The 1,180-nt window shown below is 39.7% G+C and carries 1 protein-coding gene; it reads left to right on the top strand.

Going from position 1 to position 1,180, the window contains the following annotated elements; all coding sequences use genetic code 11:
* The coding region (locus V7659_RS31665; RefSeq protein ID WP_335543935.1) for a family 1 glycosylhydrolase at window positions 1-858 on the top strand (858 nt) is incomplete at its 5' end.
* Window positions 859-1,180 lie beyond the last annotated feature (322 nt).

The raw sequence follows: 1,180 nt of genomic DNA on the forward strand, positions 1-1,180 counted from the left end.
GGGGGCGGCCTTGTATTTGAAGAAGGCGAAGACGAGAAAAGCATTCAATATCAAGCAGCGCATCACCAATTTGTTGCAAGTGCTCTAGCTGTTAAAGCAGGACACGAAATCATTCCAGATGCGAAAATCGGTTGTATGATTGCAGCGATGACAACTTATCCGTACAGCTCAAGACCAGAAGATATGTTTGCTGCGATTGATCAAGATCGTAAAACATTGTTCTTCTCAGATGTACAGGCAAGAGGCTATTACCCTGGATACATGAAACGTTATTTCCTGGAAAATAACATCAACATTGAATTCCAAGACGGTGACGAAGACATTCTAAGAAACCATACAGTCGACTATATTGGCTTCAGCTATTATATGAGTTTTGTGACAAGTACAGATCCAGAGGTTCTTGGACAAGTTACTGGTGGCAACCTATTTGAAGGCGTGAAAAACCCTTATTTAGAAGCAAGTGATTGGGGCTGGCAAATTGATCCAAAAGGACTTCGTACAACACTAAACCAACTATATGACCGCTACCAAAAACCATTGTTTATCGTAGAAAATGGATTGGGTGCTGTGGATCAAGTAGAAGAAGACGGCTCCATTCAAGACGATTACCGAATTGATTACCTAAGAAGTCATTTGCTTGAGGCTAGAGAAGCGATCGCAGACGGCGTTGATCTGATCGGCTATACAAGCTGGGGCCCAATTGACCTTGTCAGCGCATCAACCGGTGAAATGAAAAAACGCTACGGCATGATTTATGTTGACCGTGATAACAAAGGTAATGGTTCAATGAAGAGACTCAAAAAAGATTCGTTTACTTGGTATCAAAACGTCATCGCAACGAATGGTGAAGAAGTGTAATAAAGAAATGACTGGACCGGATGAGCGTGGGATTCGCTTGTTCGGGTTTTTTTATTTCCTATGCTTCAATGTAGCCTGAATACAAAGAAAAAAGAGAGTGATCACAATAAAATAATTCATTGGATTGTGAAAGATATTGATGCTAAATGCTAATTGAAGAAGAATCCAAAAACCGAATATCACTGTAACAGCTGGGATGATTTTTTTATACACATTGATTCTCCTTTCGAGAGTAGTTTGTTTTTAGGTGGCATTGTCTCATATCATTGCAGAGATGAAAAGAGAGAAAGATATTAATAGGTTCTATTGCATAATTTGGTAT

This window comes from Neobacillus drentensis, from assembly GCF_036966985.1.
Classification (GTDB): Bacteria; Bacillota; Bacilli; order Bacillales; family Cytobacillaceae; genus Neobacillus; species Neobacillus drentensis_E.